At 56.2% G+C, this 17,250-nt stretch carries 10 protein-coding genes; 8 read left to right on the plus strand and 2 right to left on the minus strand.

The window, feature by feature from the left end:
• Positions 1 to 29: 29 nt before the first annotated feature.
• From urtE to ureC, 7 genes are all read left to right on the plus strand, one after another.
• On the plus strand, positions 30 to 728 hold the full coding sequence (gene urtE / locus EQV93_RS11605) for an urea ABC transporter ATP-binding subunit UrtE (RefSeq protein WP_240891608.1): 699 nt from the start codon (positions 30 to 32) through the stop codon (positions 726 to 728).
• Positions 729 to 761: 33 nt separating this feature from the next.
• A complete protein-coding gene (locus tag EQV93_RS11610; protein ID WP_240891609.1) occupies positions 762 to 1,601 on the plus strand; it encodes an urease accessory protein UreD in 840 nt (279 codons plus the stop codon).
• A gap of 167 nt (positions 1,602 to 1,768) precedes the next feature.
• A complete protein-coding gene (gene ureA, locus EQV93_RS11615; RefSeq protein WP_240891610.1) occupies positions 1,769 to 2,071 on the plus strand; it encodes an urease subunit gamma in 303 nt (100 codons plus the stop codon).
• A gap of 9 nt (positions 2,072 to 2,080) precedes the next feature.
• Entirely contained in the window at positions 2,081 to 2,614 is a 534-nt protein-coding gene (locus tag EQV93_RS11620) for a GNAT family N-acetyltransferase (protein WP_122785029.1), read from the plus strand.
• Entirely contained in the window at positions 2,611 to 3,144 is a 534-nt protein-coding gene (locus tag EQV93_RS11625; protein WP_122785030.1) for a GNAT family N-acetyltransferase, read from the plus strand. The genes EQV93_RS11620 and EQV93_RS11625 overlap by 4 nt, the downstream gene beginning before the upstream one ends.
• Positions 3,141 to 3,449, plus strand: a complete 309-nt coding sequence (locus tag EQV93_RS11630) for an urease subunit beta (protein WP_122785031.1) — start codon at positions 3,141 to 3,143, stop codon at positions 3,447 to 3,449. The genes EQV93_RS11625 and EQV93_RS11630 overlap by 4 nt, the downstream gene beginning before the upstream one ends.
• A gap of 140 nt (positions 3,450 to 3,589) precedes the next feature.
• A complete protein-coding gene (gene ureC, locus EQV93_RS11635; RefSeq protein WP_240891611.1) occupies positions 3,590 to 5,290 on the plus strand; it encodes an urease subunit alpha in 1,701 nt (566 codons plus the stop codon).
• Positions 5,291 to 5,315: 25 nt separating this feature from the next.
• On the opposite strand, the gene EQV93_RS11640 is transcribed toward ureC, so the two are convergent.
• Positions 5,316 to 10,541 carry an NEL-type E3 ubiquitin ligase domain-containing protein gene (locus EQV93_RS11640; RefSeq protein WP_240891612.1) on the minus strand — a complete coding sequence of 1,742 codons (5,226 nt, stop codon included), beginning with the start codon at positions 10,539 to 10,541 and terminating at the stop codon, positions 5,316 to 5,318.
• Between the two features lie 133 nt (positions 10,542 to 10,674).
• Positions 10,675 to 15,891: an NEL-type E3 ubiquitin ligase domain-containing protein gene (locus EQV93_RS11645; protein ID WP_240891613.1), complete on the minus strand. Its 5,217-nt coding sequence runs from the start codon at positions 15,889 to 15,891 to the stop codon at positions 10,675 to 10,677.
• 178 nt (positions 15,892 to 16,069) lie between these two features.
• Between EQV93_RS11645 and EQV93_RS11650 the strand changes: the two genes are divergently transcribed.
• A complete protein-coding gene (locus tag EQV93_RS11650) occupies positions 16,070 to 17,203 on the plus strand; it encodes a sensor histidine kinase (RefSeq protein ID WP_240891614.1) in 1,134 nt (377 codons plus the stop codon).
• Positions 17,204 to 17,250: the final 47 nt, after the last annotated feature.

Raw genomic sequence — 17,250 nt, forward strand, 5'->3', positions numbered from 1 at the left:
CGTAGCAGCAGGTCAAAAGGAATACATGCATGCTTCAAGTCGAAAAGCTTCATCAGTTCTACGGCGGTAGCCACATTCTTCGCGGCCTGTCATTTGAGGTCAAAGTGGGTGAAGTGACATGCCTGCTGGGCCGCAATGGTGTAGGCAAAACCACGCTACTCAAATGCCTGATGGGTTTGCTGCCGGTCAAAGAAGGCACGGTGCAATGGGAAGGTATAACCATTACTGCGCTCAAACCTCACCAACGGGTACACGCCGGCATCGCCTACGTCCCTCAGGGCCGCGAGATTTTCGGGCGCCTTACGGTAGAAGAAAACCTGCTCATGGGCCTGTCGCGCTTTCCCGGCTCCGAAGCCCGCGAAGTGCCCGCGTTTATCTACGAACTGTTCCCGGTGTTGTTGCAAATGAAGCATCGCCGGGGCGGCGACTTGTCCGGTGGTCAGCAACAACAACTGGCCATTGGGCGTGCATTGGCCAGCCGCCCGCGCTTGCTGATCCTCGACGAGCCCACCGAAGGCATTCAACCCTCGGTGATCAAGGAGATCGGCGCGGTGATCAAAATGCTGGCGGCACGCGGCGATATGGCCATTTTGCTGGTGGAGCAGTTCTACGACTTCGCCGAAGAATTGGCTGATCAATACCTGGTGATGTCGCGTGGAGAAATCGTGCAGCAAGGCCGTGGTGAAAATATGCAAACAGAGGGTGTGCGCGGCCTGGTGACGATTTAATCTGTCACTCTTTCCGGGTAAAAAGTCCTACATATGAACCTGCCTGCCAACACCGCCTTATTCACCCCTAGCTGGCATGCCGAGCTGGAGCTGGGCTATGGCCGTTTCAGTGACAGCACGCGCCCGACTCTGCGCCGCCACGTCGGCCCGTTGCGGGTGCAAAAGCACCTGTACGCCGAAGGCCCTGAAGTGTGCCAGCACATCATCGTGCACCCGCCCGGCGGGATTGCGGGCGGTGACCGTCTGGACATCCGCGCCAGTGTCGGCCCCGATGCCTGGGCGCAGCTCACCAGCCCCGGCGCGGCCAAGTGGTATCGCGCGGCGGGCCCGGCCTATCAAACTGTCGAGCTCAACGTAGCGGCCGGCGCGACCCTGGAATGGCTACCACAAGAAACCATCGTCTTCAGTGCGGCCCAGGCCGAGCTCAGCACCCGCATTGAGCTGGAAGGCGATGCCAAATTGTTTTATTGGGACATGGTGGCGTTGGGACGGCTGGCCAGCGGCGAGCGTTTTGAGCGCGGGCACTTTCAGTCTGGACTGGATATTCGCCGCGACGGCCAATTGCTCTGGCATGAGCGCCAGCGCATTGTCGGTGACGACGGACTGCTGGACTCGCCCATCGGGCTGGACGGCAATCCGGTGTTTGCAACGTTGTTGGTGACGGGTGAAATCAGCGCTGAGTTGCTGGAAACCTGTCGCAGTTTGCCGAACCCGGTGCGCGGGGACTTGACCCAATTGCCGGGTTTGCTGGTGGCTCGCTGCCTGGCGGGTGAAGCCTTGCAGGCACGTGGCTGGCTGATTGATTTGTGGCGCTTGCTGCGCCCGGCATTGCTGGGGCGCGAGGCGGTAGCGCCGAGAATTTGGAGCACCTGAAGCGCCCTCACCCCAACCCTCTCCCAGAGGGAGAGGGGGCTGATTTGAGGTGTTACACAGATCTGCTTTGCTTTTAGTCCCCTCTCCCTCCGGGAGAGGGCTAGGGTGAGGGGCTTTTGATTTTGAGCAACCCACACAACTTTTAACTGCCGAACACGGACTCCACCATGGACCTGACTCCACGCGAAAAAGACAAGATGCTGATCTTCACCGCCGGCCTGTTGGCTGAGCGTCGATTGGCCCGCGGCGTGAAACTCAATTACCCGGAAACCATCGCCTACATATCCGCCGCCCTGCTTGAAGGCGCCCGCGATGGCCGCACAGTGGCTGAATTGATGCACTACGGCACCACCCTGCTCTCGCGTGAACACGTGATGGAAGGCATCCCGGAAATGATCCCAGACATCCAGGTCGAAGCCACCTTCCCGGACGGCACCAAGCTGGTCACTGTCCACCAACCCATCGCCTGAGGCTGCGCCATGTCTTATGTCATTCGTGATGCCGTCCCGGCTGACTTACCGGCGATTCGAGAGATCTATAACGATGCGGTGCTCAATACCCTGGCCATCTGGAACGAGCAAACCGTCGACCTCGATAACCGTCAGCAATGGTTCAACGCCCGTCAGGCGCAGGGTTATCCGATTTTGGTGATTGTCGACGACGCCAATATCCCCTTGGGTTACGCCTCGTTTGGTGACTGGCGGCCCTTTGAAGGTTTTCGTCACACGGTCGAACACTCGGTGTACGTGCACCCCGAGCAGCGCGGCAAGCGCCTCGGTCCACAGTTGCTGGCCGAGCTGATCAAGCGCGCCCGAGCGTGCGACAAACACGTGATGGTTGCGGCCATCGAAGGCGGCAATGCAGCATCGATTCACGTGCATAAGCAGCTGGGCTTCGTCACCAGCGGGCGCATGCCGCAGGTCGGTATCAAATTCGGCCGCTGGCTCGACCTGACCTTTATGCAACTCATGCTCAACCCCGGCGCACTGCCACCTCAGGAGTGCGGCCAATGAACGCCGAACACGTCATTCAAGTCACGGCCGCCACCATTGGCCAGTTCCGTGAAGACTTGATCGTACTGCTGCTCGATGCCGTGAAGCATGGCGCGTCCGTCGGTTTTATGGACGATCTGGATCTACCACAGGCCAATCGCTATTTCGATGAAGTTCATGCGCAACTGGATCAGGGCAACCTGCTGTTGTGGGTGCTGGTTGAAGAGCAACGCGTGCTGGCCAGTGTGCAATTGGCGTTGTGCCAAAAGACCAATGGCCTGAACCGCGCCGAAGTGCAAAAGCTGCTGGTACTCAACGAAGTCCGCCGCCGAGGCTTGGGCCAGGTGCTGATCCATGCCTTGGAGCAAGGGGCACGCGAGCAAAAGCGCGGCCTGCTGCACCTCGATACCGAAGCCGGCTCACCGGCCGAAAATTTCTACAGCGCTCTGGGCTACACCCGTGTCGGCGAACTGCCCAACTACTGCCAAAGCCCAAACGGCCATTACAGCCCTACGGCCATCTACTACAAAACCTTGAGTGAGCCGCAATGATTCCAGGCGAATACCGAATTGAAGCGGGTGAGATCGAACTCAACGTCGGTCGTCGCACCCACACGCTCAGCGTCTCCAATCGCGGCGACCGGCCGATTCAGGTGGGCTCGCACTATCACTTTTTCGAAACCAACGACGCCCTGATGTTTGACCGTGCCGACAGCCGCGGTATGCGCCTGAATATCCCGGCGGGTACGGCGGTACGTTTTGAGCCGGGCCAGACCCGCGAAGTGGAACTGGTGGAACTGGCCGGTCTGCGCCGCGTGTTCGGCTTTGCCGGACGGATCATGGGTGATCTGGATTAACCCGAACTTGTAGCCGCTGCCGAAGGCTGCGAAGGGTTGCGCAGCGGCACCGGCATTTCAACGTGAACGAAGGTCCTTGGGCCCTTATCGCAGCCTTCGGCAGCGGCTACAGGGCTCGACTCAACGCTTAGGAACACACCATGAAAATCTCCCGCCAGGCTTACGCCGATATGTTCGGCCCGACTGTAGGTGACAAGGTTCGTTTGGCCGACACCGAGCTATGGATCGAGGTCGAGCAAGACCTCACCACCTACGGTGAAGAAGTAAAGTTTGGCGGCGGCAAGGTCATTCGTGACGGCATGGGCCAGAGCCAGTTGCTCGCCGCCGAGGTGGTCGACACGCTGATCACCAATGCGTTGATCATCGATCACTGGGGCATTGTCAAAGCCGATGTGGGCCTCAAGAACGGTCGCATCCACGCCATCGGCAAAGCCGGTAACCCGGACATCCAGCCCAACGTGACCATCGCCATTGGCGCCAGCACGGAAGTCATCGCCGGTGAAGGCATGATCCTCACCGCAGGCGGCATCGACACGCACATTCACTTCATCTGCCCCCAGCAGATCGAGGAAGCGCTCAACAGCGGCGTGACCACCATGATCGGCGGCGGCACCGGCCCCGCGACAGGCACCAACGCCACGACGTGCACCTCCGGCCCGTGGCACATGGCGCGCATGCTGCAAGCCGCCGACTCGTTCCCGATGAACATGGGCTTTACCGGTAAAGGCAACGCCAGCCTGCCACAGCCGCTGATTGAGCAGGTCGAGGCCGGCGCCATTGGCCTCAAGCTGCATGAGGACTGGGGCACCACGCCCGCCTCTATCGACAACTGCCTGAACGTGGCCGACCTGTATGACGTACAGGTGGCAATTCACAGCGACACACTCAATGAGTCGGGCTTTGTCGAAACCACCCTGGCGGCGTTCAAGGGTCGCACCATCCACACCTACCACACCGAAGGCGCGGGCGGCGGGCATGCCCCGGACATCATCAAGGCCTGCGGCCTGACCAACGTGCTGCCCAGCTCCACCAACCCGACCCGGCCATTCACCCGCAACACCATCGACGAACACCTCGACATGCTGATGGTCTGCCATCACCTGGACCCGAGCATTGCCGAAGACGTGGCGTTCGCCGAAAGCCGCATCCGCCGCGAAACCATTGCCGCCGAAGACATCCTGCATGACCTTGGCGCGTTCTCGATGATCAGCTCCGACAGTCAGGCGATGGGCCGTGTGGGTGAGGTGATCACCCGCACCTGGCAAACCGCCGACAAGATGAAGAAACAACGCGGCCCCCTGCCTGAAGACGCGCCCGGCAACGACAACTTCCGCGCCAAACGTTACATCGCCAAGTACACCATCAACCCGGCGATCACCCACGGTGTGAGCCATGAAGTGGGCTCGATTGAAGTGGGGAAGTGGGCCGATCTGGTGCTGTGGCGCCCGGCGTTTTTCGGGGTTAAACCGACGTTGATTCTCAAGGGCGGGGCGATTGCATCAAGCTTGATGGGCGATGCCAACGCCTCGATTCCTACTCCCCAGCCGGTTCACTATCGCCCCATGTTCGCCAGCTATGGCGGCTCTCGGCACGCCACCTGCCTGACGTTTATCAGCCAGGCAGCATTTGATGCAGGGGTGCCAGAATCCCTCGGGCTCAAAAAACAAATCGCCGTGGTCAAAGGCTGTCGGGATGTGCAAAAAACCAACCTGATCCACAACGGTTATTTGCCCACTATTGAAGTTGATCCGCAGACCTATCAGGTCAAGGCAGATGGCGTATTACTGTGGTGCGAACCGGCAGACGTACTGCCCATGGCCCAGCGTTACTTTTTATTTTGAAGCATCCCATTCAGCGCTCCGGCTCTTATTCAAAGTCGGAGTCTGAATCGCTCAGCAGGGAGTCCAGGGGCGACCAGGAGAATTGAGCTGTCAAGGTACGCATGAGTTCACGCTCCTCGTCGTCAAGTGCACGCATTTGCGCATCATAGGCCGTGTTGGACATCAATCTGCCGAGGGCGACCTCGTCAGCCGACTTGCCCAGCACCCCAGCGGCTGTGTCGATGGTTGTGCGTAACTCAGCCCGCTGTTGCTCCGTTAAGGCGGGCTCTTCGACCCACTCGCGCAGCCCTACTTGCAAATCGGTCAAGGCGATCATTTTTTCCCTTATTGGCTTGAACCATTCCGCATAAGCGCCCCGCAAATACTCGGTCCAGATGGGCTGATCCAGGAGATGATCGGACAGGCCTCCACCTTGCTCCAGCTCATGAACTCGTTGATAAGCTCGCTCTATCATTGCCGGGGTCACATCAGTCTCGGGGAACATCATCTCGGGTGACTGCCAGGGTAAATGCAGCCTTTGCGCCAGTTCAGTGGTATAGGCCAGGTAGATTTCAACCTCATCAATGTCGCGGATCGGCCTGCCACTGCTGTCAAGGTGTGGCACTCGCTGACCGTTCGCATCGTACTCCGGGTGCAATCGCCCTTCAGCTTCAAGCGCACGCACTCGTGCCCGAGCAATGGCGCCCAGCTCATCCAGGCGCACCTTACCTCTAGCCAATTCATAAACTTCTGCACCGACGAATAACCGCGAGCCCTGGTAGATTTCGTGCAGCCTGACTTCAATCCCCATTGCATTGAACAGCTGCACTCCTGCATCCACGCAGGAATAAGGAGCGGCGGCCATCTCGAATAACTTCTCGCGCAGTACAGAGCTGTCCGAGATGCCTTGCAACATGCGCCAAACCTTGTCGCTCATGTCCAGCTTGAACGCCTGACTACGAAGGTTTAAGTGGCGAGCCTGATCGCGGATGACATTGAAAAAAGGTTCAGAACCCGCATGCGCTTCAACAGAATTCCACAGCGCCTGGTTAAGACCCACTTGTTCGGGCGACAAACCACTCATCCAGTCAAGGCTATCGGGCTGCAACTTCGAAGCAATGCGTTGCAACGGCTCCATACCCACCGACTCGAGATACAGGTTGTAGCGTTCGGCCACCTCGGTGGAGACCTCACTCAGGGTCAACGAGGTGCGTGCAACGGTGGCGGCCTTATCCGAACCCGGCACCACCTCGGGAATGTGACGAAGCGGGTTCTGGTCAAGCAGCAGCTTGAATGCCCGTGCCCGGGGGTGCGCAAAGAGCCCCGTCGGCCAACGATCAAGCGCGCATTGGGTCAGCGTCAATTTCGACAGGTAAGGCATGCGGCTGATATCCGGAGGCAAGCCCAGCGGGCACCCCTCAAAATTCAACTCTTGCAGGTGGACCAAAGCTCGTAACCGGGCCACCCCCTGCGGGGTCAGCACAATAGCGTTGCCTTTGAGATTGAGTACTTCTAAAAAAGGCATGTCAGCGATGGCGGGGAGCACATGAGTCAGCGACTCACCCGTAATGTGCAGTTCCTGCAGGTTCTTGAAGCTGGTGAGAAATGTGTTAATCCCGTCCGTGATCCCGATCCCTGACAAATTGAGCTTGCTGACGTGAATCAGGTCAACACCCAGCGCCGGCAGGCTCTCTAAAATTGGCCCCACGCCCTCCAGTGGAAAGCTCAACTGTTGACCCTGATATTGCCCCGCTCGGTCAAAGTGAGGCTGTCCGGATCGGCGCCAGGCTTTATCCAGACGCTCACGCACTTGGTGCTTGAGCCTGAGAATGCGTTGTTCATGGGGGGTGGGGGTGGCGCTCACAGCTTTGCCGTCGATGGGCTGGTAATTCCAGTCCCCCAGTACCGTGGAGAACGCATCGAATTCATCCTCCAACGCATGGAGGCGGAGTTTCGAGAGGGCATCTTTATGTTTAAAAAAAGCATTTAGCTCGTCGGACGTGAACGTTGGATAAAGCCGTCCCAGCCGAATCTTCATCGCCACCCACTGAGCGTCATCCTCTACCAGCCCGGCCCTGCCGCTGAGTACATAACCCAACCGGCCATCAACCAATCGTTGAGGCGGCAGAAAATAGGGACGGCTGTCGGCTTTCAAATTCAGCAGCTTTTGCAGTTGCTCGCGCGATAACGCCCGGCGCTGCAAGCCACGCTTTAACTTCAAACCTTGCCCAACATGAGGCACCCCAAGTGCTTTTCGATAATCATCCGGCAAGGCGTGTTGCAAGCTGCTGTAAAGGTCATCAATGCCGTGCAGTTGATTGCCCTCGGCGTCAAAAGCCTGGTATTTCCCTTCGGAGGTTCTCACCAGTACTTTTCGATAGAGATCATCCTGCTCGCCAATGCTGGCCCTGAGCCGGCCTGAGAAATACTTATCGCGCACCTCAAGGAGCAGGTCGCTTTTCCAGCCGGGCAGCATCTTGAGCGTATTGAGGGCCAGGACCTCGGTATCTATCGTGACCAAGCCGTCCATATACAACCCCAGGTACGCGGTCGAAAGCCGCGTATTGCGCTGCAACGTGCGAGCCGACTCCATCAAACGTAAAGGGACTTTGCCCGTGGCGAGCTGTTTGATGTCATCCGGCCCCGCCTGCGCGACCAATCGCCGAGCCATTGAGCTGGGCAATTTTGGAAACATCTGCTTAATCAACTCAACGGGTCGATACGCGGGGTCTGCTTTGGCCAGAGGCTCCTCACGCAAGCTGTCGAACAGGCGCCGGGTATTATTTTCCATATAGGCACTCAACCGCTCTTTGAGCATATCCAGACAATCTGCCCGATCAAAGGGCACTCGACTGCCCAACAGGACTTCAAGTTGCGGCATGCTCAAACCGTCCGCCACATGACCTGGCAGCTTGCCTGCCATCAAATCAGCCCGACTGATTTTGATCACATCCCCTTGGGTTGCCTTGGGGTTGCCATAACTGATGCTGTTGGCGTGGAGTGCTTTTGAATCTGCCACTTCAATCGCTTTTGCCGCAGGCCAGCCGGGCATATCAACCGTGAACGCGGCCACATAGCTACACAACTCTTCGGAAATACGACCGGCTCGTACTTCAGTGACAATACGCCTGGCCTTGGAGTAGGCCTCCAGTTGGCGCAAGTTTTCCTGCAGTAACATCGGTATCGGCTCGCCTTCGGCATACATACGTCGCAGGTCACCCTCTTGTACGTCACACACCTTAAGCATGAGTTCTATGTCTAAATCCCGCAGACCTTTGACCAAGGGCCCCAAGCGACGCTTGAGCATTCTGCGATTCCAGGTATGAGGCTGATCGGCTTCATCCACCCAGACCCCATAACCATTGTTCTTGAACTCGGGCCTATAGGCCGTTGAGTCTGTGGAGTGAATGGCGCGGTACTGCCCGAGTATGGGGTCTGATTCCAGCACATAGTTTTTACCCTCGTGCGACAACACTTTCTGCCCATCGATCAGGTAAAGCCCCTGCTCATTCACCTTGGTCTCTGGAGACATTTCAATCAGGCGTTCATAGGGGCGCAGGTCAACGTTCCACAGCCGCTGAGTGCCATTGCGCAGGGTGATTTTTTTGAGTCCATCGATAATGGGTGACGCCGCGACGACGGCGCCAGCACCTACCGCCAATGTCGCCACATTTTCCAGCACGTCACTGATGTGGGCCCAAGCCGCTTCCATATCGCCGTCAGACCATTCATGAATGCCCTCGATGGTTTCATAAAGCAGCTGCCCCGCCATGACCACCATCATGACTTCGCCCAAAGGCGGTATGACCATCGCGACCAGGTTGGCCGAAAATAGCCCGATGTTCAGGTAGTGCGAAGTGCGCAATGAGCGATTATTGGCATCGGCCATCGCGGTGGGTAACGCCATGACTTTCGCATTGGCAAAAGCCAGGGTACGCATCTCCTTGAACAAGGTGCTCCATGGATCCAGCTCTGCCCAATAGGCTTCGTCACCCAACGTTATGGCACTGACGCGGATCGACGGGTGATTGGCCTGAACACGGCGTTGATGGGTTTCAGGGTTGGGCTTTACAACCAGCGCCAGCGACGCTTGCGGCGCCAAGGCACGAACCCAGAACTGGGTGGTTTCGGAGCGAAACCACTTCAGCCCCCAAGGCTGATCAGGCGCATCCTTAACGAGCTGGGTTAAACGCTTGTAGTAGTAAGGACGATCGGCTTGTTTGATAAACCGGCTTAGAAACTCCTGATAGGGTGTTAAACCGTTTTGCCTCAATCTGGTACTGCGAGCCGTTAGCTTGCGCACCAGCTCATCACGAAAATGTGCAAACGTGGCATACCGCTTAAGGGGATGCTCCGGATCGCCCGCAATCCAGACAATGAACTGGTCGGCATATCGGTATTTAACGCCGAGGGCGAAGATCACACAGCCTTGCAGCAGAAGCCCCATCACAGAAGGGGTCCAGTACCACAGTTGCTGCTCGCCCACTCGGATGTTGCGCTCGCCCTGAATCACGCGCTGCATCAATGCATGGCTGCTGGGGTCAATATCCCCTTTGAGCAAGGCAATTTCCGCATCCAGCTTGAGCATGGCTTTTTGCTGAGTGGCATGACGGTGCTCCAGTACGCCTTGGTACACCTGGCTCTGGGAGTTCAAGTACGTCTGTAGGTGCTCCTGATACTGAGCGCCAATATCAAGGTCGCGGCACAGTCGGGTGAAGGTCTCTATTTTCAGTGCGGTTTTATACGGCTGGAAACGCCCCAACTCATCGGGTTGTGTAATAAAGCCGGACCCTTCAGCAAAGTAATTGGCTTGCGTTTCGGGCTGTTCAAAGTTGTGTAGCGCCGCTTGCAGCAATGACAACGTACGCACGCTGTGCGCCCCGGACCTGACCCCAAAGGCATCCACCGTCGGCGAGTAAAGTCGCAGATGCACTTCATTCACGGGCAGTGTGAAGCCCGCAGAGTTGAGGGCGGTTTCTAACAACGGCTGCGCGAAAGCCTGCGCCGTCTTTAAGGCTCGCAGGTGGGTATCCAGGCGATTTTGTGAAGTGAATCGAGCTTCAAACAACGATTTAAGCTGTTCTCTTTGCCCGTGGGTCGCGGCGGCGTACCAGTCTGGGATATGAGGTCGGATGTTCTTGAGTTCGGTCTTGCGTTCAACGCTGGTGTCGACCAGCCACCGGGGAAATGAACGCTTAAGGAAGGCATCATGACGCCCTTGCCGTGCCGGTTGAATAATCAGGGAAGACCCTGGAGTGCTGGAATCAAGCATGGTTGACCCTCGATAAATGTCTGAGTCATCAGCTTATCGAGGGGCACCGCCAGCAAGAGTTATCTATGTAGTGCCGCGCACTTAGGCAGACGCGACGTCTTACACGCCGCGCTGTATCTACTTATACGGCCAGTCAGGAGTCAGCTCTGCCTGTTTTCGGTTCATCTGCATCGGCCTCTATATTCAACTCCTCATTCGTCAAGGATTGCAGCAAGGCCGTCTTCTCTTGATTAAAAACCTCCAGTTGCGCGTAATACGCCTCATCACTGAGTACTTGCCCTGGCACAACCTTTATGGCGGCGGTGTCAGCCGCCTGCTGGATGTCCTTGCGCAATACCTCCTTTTGCACCTCGGACAACGTGGCACCCTTTTCTGCTAATTCTTCTTGCGCTTGAATCAAGTCGCTTAGTGCATCTATTTTATTTTTTATCGCGTCGAATGCTTCAGGGTTAGCGCGCTCAAGGTATTCAGTCCACATCGGCAGTTCAAGAAGTTGATCCCGCAGCCCTGTGCCCTCTTCCAGAGCTCTCACGTGGATGGCTGCGTTTTCGATCATTTCAGGGGTGACATCATCTTCACGAAAAACCATGTGGTCTATTTGCCAAGGGAGGTCGAGCCGGTTTTTAAGCTCGGAGGTGTATTTGAGGTAGATTTCGACCTCATCGATGGACCTCTGCAGAACGCCGTCTCGCCGATAAGGCACAACATCACCCGCCTCGTCGAATTGCGGAAAACGACGCCCCTCGGCAAGCAGTTCATCCACCCGCGCACGCGCAATCTTCCCTAATTGATTGAGACGCGCCTTACCTTTGGACAAGTCAAAGACCTCCAGTTTGACCAGCCACTCCCGTGGCGACAGGTAGGCGTCATACAACATCACCTCAATGCCCAATGCATTGAAAATCTGTGCCCCGGCATCCACACAAGCCGCAGGTGCAGATGCCATCAGAAACATTTTCTCGCGAAGCTGAGGGCTTTCGTCCATCGCCCCCAGCATCCGCCATATTTTATTTTGCATGTCCAGGATCGCATCCGCTGGACGATCCTTGAACGACCAAACCTGCTGTTGAAAAATTCTAAAGAAGGGTTCTGAACCATGCTCCTGCTCTATGCGATTCCATAATGCTTGGTTACTCACGACCACTTCGGCGGTTAAACCCTCCAACCAACTTTTACTGCCCTCTTCCAGCGCAGGAGGGAATTGGCGTTCAGGATCAAGCCCCAGGGCCCTCCTGTAACTTTTCAACTTTGTGAGCACCTCCGTTGACACGTCATCGTAAGTCACTATTGCTCGGGCCAACGTATTAGCCCCCTCAGAACCTGGCTCTAAATCAGGAATGCTTGAAAGGGGGTTGTGATCAAGGAACATCTGAAATTCTCGAGGCCGTGGGACAGCCAAAAGACCTTCTGGCCATTGCTCGACTTCACAATGCCTCAGATTCAAACCTCTCAGTTTAGGCATGTGACTGATATCGGGAGGCAAACCGATCGGGTTGAATTCGAAGGACATCAACTGCATTTGGCTCAATCGGCTTAGCTGGTTCACAGACTCAGGCGTCAGCTCTATATGATTAAGCGACAAGTCCAACTGGCCCAAATGCTTCATACGGCCAACCGACGCAGGTAATCGCGTTAGATAGCTATCCGTGATATCGAGCGAACGCAGCTTACTGAAGTTAGACAGAAAGCCATCGATGCCATCAGTTGTGCCAATACGGTCCATGACTACACGGCTGATATGACCAAAGTCCGCCGGAAGGGGCGGCATGGACTCAAGAATAGGGCCCAACCCAGGCTTATCGAATACCAGCATATGGCCAACATGGGTCTCGTTGAAAATATGCCGGGGGCCCACTCGACTCCAGGCTTCCTTTAAACGATAACGCACCCAATGTCGCAGCTTAAGTATTCTGCGCTGCCTGTTAGACAAAATGTTATCTATCGATTGACCGTCAATATTCGAAATAATCCATTGATTGAGCGTGCGGTCCAACTGGGCAAATTCATCTTCCAGTGCCTTTACACGAGCCGCCGTATTCTCCCCATACGTAGTCAGGTATTCCAACACCCCCGCTTCACTTAACGAGGGATAGAGGTTGCGCAACCGCGACTTCAAGATTTCATTGCTGTTAGGGGCAGCGCCAGTTGCGCCTCGGCCGCTGAGGGGATAGCCCAGTCGACCATCAAGCAAACGCTCAGGAGGCAGGAAAAAGGGGGAATTATCAGCTTGCATCCCTAACAGCTCGCGCAAGGATGATTGCGGTAATGCGTGCTGCTGGAGCTTGAGTTTTAACTCCCCCCCTTGGCCTACATGGGGCAAGCCAATTGCCTTGCGATACGCATCAGGCAGGGCATGTTGCAGGCTGCTGTAAAGATCATCAGTGCCGTGCAGATCATTGCCTTCGCGGTCGAACGGCTTATATCGGCCGTCCGAGATTCGGACTAATACCTTGCGATCGCTCGCGTCACTCTCGCCAAAACTGGCCGTTATCTCGCCACTAAAATGGTCGTTACGTATTTCAATACGCAGGTCGTTTTTCCAGCCCGGCAGATTTCCAAGGGTATTCAATATCAAGGTTTCGGTATCGGCCGTAATCAAACCGTCCAAATACCCACCTAAATAAGCGGCAGACAAGCGCGTTTGGCGCTGCCATCGGCGCGCGATCCTGTGCAGACGCGCCGGTAATTTGCCGCTCTCAAGCTGCAGGCTTTCTGCTGTGCTGACGTCAGCCACTAGCTCACGCGCCAGGTTAGTCGACAGTTTGGGGAACAGACGCTGGACGAGTTTAATGGACGCTTTGGCCGGGTCTGTTTCCAACACGGGTTCACTCGACAAACTGGTGTACAGCCGATGGATGTTTTTTTCCATTTGCATGGCCAGTCGCTCTTTGAACACCCGCACTCGCTCTTCAGTCTCAACGGGAACCCGTTCACCCAGCAACCCGCCTATTTGCGACTCACTCAGCGCTTCGAGCACTCGTTCCGGCAACTTCCCCTTCATCAACTCTTCCTGGCTGATTCTGATTACGTTGCTGCCCGTTGCCTCCTCACTGCCATAGCGCTTGGGTTTTAACTGCGGCAAAGGCTCATCGTACACATCAAAGGCCAGGGTCTGCGGCCACCTCGCAAGCTCGGTGGTAAAGATGGCGCTATACGCACTCAGATCTCTGGAAAGAGGCCCGGCCCGTACTTCTGCGACAGCCTTCATGGCCCTGTTGTAGGCCCTGAACTGACGCAGATTATCGATCAGCACCCCAGGTAATGGCTCGTCCTCGACAAAAACACGTCGCAGATCATCTTCATGTACATCACTGACCTTGAGGATGTGGTCGAATTCGGTGTCGCTAAAGTCTGCGCTCAAGGTACCCAGACGGCGCTTAAGCGTGGGCAGATCCCACGTCAGCGGACGCTCTCCCTCATGCACCCAAACACCCTGCCCTTTGTGCTTGAATAAGGGTTTATAGGCATACGGTGCATAAGGATGGCCCGCACGGTACTCGCCGGAAATGGGATCAAACTGCAGGGTGTAGGTTTTGCCTTCGAGTAACAGCACGGCCTGCCCTTTTATGGTGTGCAGCCCCGTATCATCCGGTTGGGAAGTGGGAGGGATTTCAATTGAGCGGGCGTAGGGGCTCAGATCTTCGTTCCACAGCCGACTTGAACCATCGGGCATGAAAACCACTTTGAGTTTTTCAATCACAGGTGCCGCAACGTGAAAGACTCCAGCGCCTATCGCCAGTGTCGCTATGTTTTCCAGCACGTCACTGATATGAGCCCACGCAGCCTGCTTGTCATCCTCGCCCCACTCGATAAAACCTTCGAATGTTTCGTAGAGCAATTGCCCGGCCATCACCACCATCATGACCTCGCCCAAGGGCGGTACGACCATCGCCACCAGGTTGACTGCAAACAACCCAATGTTCAGGTAGTGCGAATAGCGCAATGAACGATTGTTGGCGTCAGCGAGTGCAGTGGGTATCGCCATACCTTGCGCATTGGCAAAAGCTTGGGTGCGCATGTTGTTGAGCAGCGTGCTCCATAGATCTATGTCTGCCCAGTCGCTGCCTCCGTCCAGGGTGGTGGCCGTTACGCGGATCGAGGGGTGTGCGAGCTGAACACGGGTCTTATGGGTGTCGGGGTTGGGGGGTACGACTACCGGCAACGACACTATCGGCGCCAATGCACGAACCCATAACTGGGTACTTTCGGAGCGGAACCACTCCAGGCCCCAAGGTTGATCCGGCGCATCATTAACCAGTTCGGTTAAGTGCTGGTAGTAGCGAGGTCGATCACTTTGCTGGATAAACCGGCTGAGGAATGCCTGATACGGCGTAAGACCGACCTGCCTTAATCCCGTACTGGGAGCGGTTAGCTTACGCACCAGTTCGTCGCGAAACTCATCGAACGTGGCATACGACTTCAGGGGGTGCTCGGGATCACCTGGAATCCAGACAATAAAGCCCTCGGCATATTTATATTTCACGCTCGGCGCGAACACCACGCAGCCATGCAACAAGATTTTCATGACACAGGGGGTCCAGTACCACAGTTGCTTATCGCCCACCTTGATGCGACGCTCACCGTTGATCACTCGCTGTATCAGATCATGCTCACTGCGGGTTATATCCCCTTTGTACGACGCAATTTGCGCGTCCAGTTCGAGCATGGCCTTTTGCTGGGAGAAGTAACGGTGCTCCTGGATGCCTTGGGGAACCGGTTCTTGGGAATCCAGAAACGGTTTGATGTATTCCTGGTATTTAGCGCCAATATCAAGGTCGCGGCACAGCTGGGTGAAGGTCTCGATTTTCAGTGCGGTGGCATAGGGTTTAAATCGCCCCAGCTCATCGGGCGGCGTTATAAAGCCTGATCCATCAGCAAAGAAGTTAGCGCGCGTTTCGGGCTCTTCGAAGTTGTGCAGCGCCGCGTTCAGCAATGTCAACGTACGCACACTGTAGCCCCCAGTGGACACGCCAAAAGCATCCACCGCAGGCGCATATAACCGCAAATAGACGTCCTTCACGGGCAAGGGAAACCCTGCTGTCTTGAGGGCAGCGTCCAATAATGGCTGCGCAAACGCCTCAAGCGACAGCATTTTGGCCCAGTGCTGATCCAGACGATTTTGCGAAGTGAATCGCGCCTCCAGTAACGACTTTAGATCTGCCTTACGAGCCGGTGACAATGCGGCATACCAGCTTGGCATGGTTTTTTCGGTACTTTTAAGCCCAGCACGATGCTCAGGCTTGGCCGCCGCGAGGTACGGCGGGATAGAGGTTTTTAAAAACTCATAATGGCGTGATTCGGTAATGGGCGTTGCGCCGGGGGGCATGGCACGCGCTATCGTCGCAGGCATGGAAAACTCCTTGATAAATGATGAAGGCATCAGGTTATCGAGGAGGTGAATCACTCAAGAGGTATCTATATATCCCGTGTCCGTCTGGCATCAGATCCGTGGCGGTATTGCAAAGCTACATTAACGGCTAAGATACGCCACCCGCTTTATATCAACTCTTTTACCCAGGAAATTGGCTATGCGCCTGTCAGAATTCATCGTGCAAAACGTTGATCGCATCGTCGATGAGTGGGAGCAATTCGCCGCAACGATCGCACCCGCTGCCGAAAAAATGGACAGCATCGAGTTACGCGACCATGCCAAAGCTATTTTGATTGCGGCCTCACGAGACATGGACACCGCGCAAACGGCCAGCGAGCAGCAGGCCAAGGCTGAGGGTGAAAACCTGGAGAAAACCCCAAGCCTGGACCGCGCCTCTGCCAATCATGGTGAGCTGCGCCATGCAGTCGGTTTTGATCTGGTGCAGATGACCTCGGAGTTCCGCCATTTGCGCGCCTGCGTGATTCGCCTGTGGGTAAATAGCGTCGACAGCCCCGCCCATACTCACCTGCAAGACATGATTCGCTTCAACGAGGCGATTGATGAAGCGTTGGCTGAGTCCACAGCAGCCTATGCCGAACAGGTCAATCGCTCGCGGGACATCTTCCTGGCCATTTTGGGACACGATCTGCGTGCGCCCTTGCAGGCAGTGAGCATGTCTACCGAGATGCTGGAACGCAAAGCCACACTGGACACACATGCGCTGGCGTATGTGTTGGCCATCAAAAACGGCACTCGCCACATGGGGTCAATGGTCAGTGACCTGCTGGAGTTCGTGCGCAGCCGGCTTGGCAGCAAGATGCCAATCGAGACCGTACCCATGGATCTGTCGCAGGCGTGTCAGATAGCGCTGGAAGAAGCCACTGCCGGACAACCTCACTGCGCCGTTACTTTGCATGTTGAGGGGGACGTCGTAGGGCAATGGGACCCGCGTCGTATGGGTCAGTTGCTGCAAAACCTTATCGGCAACGCACTGCAACATGGAGCCCGCAAGGGAGAAGTGAAGCTGAGTTTGAACGGCACGGCACATGAAGTGACCCTGCGCGTTCACAATGTGGGCCTGCCCATCGCCCAAGATGCATTGGCGACATTGTTCGACCCACTGGTGCGCAGTCCCAGCGAAGACATCGAGCAACCGGGTACCTCGACCAGCCTGGGGTTGGGATTATTTATCATCAAAGAAGTGGTTGATGCTCACGGCGGCAAGATCGATGTCACGTCCACCGCCACCGATGGCACGACCTTTACCGTGGTGTTGCCGAAAAGGCCTTGATACATGTAGTCGCTGCTGCAAGCTGGGGGCTGTTGATAGTGGCTAAC

It is taken from the genome of Pseudomonas sp. TMW22091, assembly GCF_022496705.1.
GTDB lineage: Bacteria > Pseudomonadota > Gammaproteobacteria > Pseudomonadales > Pseudomonadaceae > Aquipseudomonas > Aquipseudomonas saxonica.

Excerpts from the sequence above, each read along its gene's own strand:
- urtE (WP_240891608.1), top strand. The coding sequence starts at position 30 with ATGCTTCAAGTCGAAAAGCTTCATCAGTTCTACGGCGGTAGCCACATT.
- EQV93_RS11610 (WP_240891609.1), top strand. The coding sequence starts at position 762 with ATGAACCTGCCTGCCAACACCGCCTTATTCACCCCTAGCTGGCATGCC.
- ureA (WP_240891610.1), top strand. The coding sequence starts at position 1,769 with ATGGACCTGACTCCACGCGAAAAAGACAAGATGCTGATCTTCACCGCC.
- EQV93_RS11620 (WP_122785029.1), top strand. The coding sequence starts at position 2,081 with ATGTCTTATGTCATTCGTGATGCCGTCCCGGCTGACTTACCGGCGATT.
- EQV93_RS11625 (WP_122785030.1), top strand. The coding sequence starts at position 2,611 with ATGAACGCCGAACACGTCATTCAAGTCACGGCCGCCACCATTGGCCAG.
- EQV93_RS11630 (WP_122785031.1), top strand. The coding sequence starts at position 3,141 with ATGATTCCAGGCGAATACCGAATTGAAGCGGGTGAGATCGAACTCAAC.
- ureC (WP_240891611.1), top strand. The coding sequence starts at position 3,590 with ATGAAAATCTCCCGCCAGGCTTACGCCGATATGTTCGGCCCGACTGTA.
- EQV93_RS11640 (WP_240891612.1), bottom strand. The coding sequence starts at position 10,541 with ATGCTTGATTCCAGCACTCCAGGGTCTTCCCTGATTATTCAACCGGCA.
- EQV93_RS11645 (WP_240891613.1), bottom strand. The coding sequence starts at position 15,891 with ATGCCTGCGACGATAGCGCGTGCCATGCCCCCCGGCGCAACGCCCATT.
- EQV93_RS11650 (WP_240891614.1), top strand. The coding sequence starts at position 16,070 with ATGCGCCTGTCAGAATTCATCGTGCAAAACGTTGATCGCATCGTCGAT.